Source organism: Vibrio sp. 1401 (assembly GCF_033340295.1).
Genome location: NZ_JAWOWF010000322.1, coordinates 1 through 729 on the forward strand (window position 1 = coordinate 1; position 729 = coordinate 729).

At 46.6% G+C, this 729-nt stretch carries 1 protein-coding gene; it reads left to right on the top strand.

Annotation, left to right across the window (positions count from 1 at the left end):
- On the top strand, positions 1–729 hold a 729-nt coding region (locus R7Z77_RS25395), incomplete at both ends, for a helicase-related protein (RefSeq protein ID WP_318137051.1).

Consider the following 729-nt stretch of genomic DNA (forward strand, 5'->3'; position numbering starts at 1 on the left):
TGGATCCAATACTCGAAGTTCGACCAGTCGCGACTCAGGTCGATGATCTGTTGTCTGAAATTCGTATTCGTGCCGCCAAAGAGGAACGTGTTCTTGTTACGACTCTGACCAAACGAATGGCGGAAGATTTAACGGAATATCTGCATGAGCATGATGTTCGTGTTCGTTATCTTCACTCCGACATCGACACGGTAGAGCGCGTCGAGATCATTCGAGATTTGCGCTTAGGTGAGTTCGATGTCTTAGTGGGTATCAACTTGCTTCGAGAAGGTTTGGATATGCCGGAAGTCTCGCTGGTGGCAATTTTGGATGCCGACAAAGAAGGTTTCTTGCGTTCAGAACGTTCACTCATTCAGACGATAGGTCGTGCTGCGCGAAACATTGAGGGTAAAGCGATTCTCTATGCGGATAGCATTACAAAATCGATGAAAAAAGCGATGGATGAAACCAATCGTCGTCGTGAGAAGCAGCAAGCGTACAACGAGAAAATGGGCATTACGCCGCAAGCGTTAAAACGTAATATCAAGGATAGTATGGAATTGGGCGACATTACTAAGTCCAAACGTCAACGCAATACTAAGCAAGTGCCACTGTCTAAAGTGGCTGAACCATCTCAAACTTACGAAGTGATGTCTCCACAACAATTGGAGAAGGAAATCAGTCGACTAGAAGCGGCGATGTACCAACATGCTCAGGATCTGGAATTCGAGCTTGCGGCTGAGAAGCGTG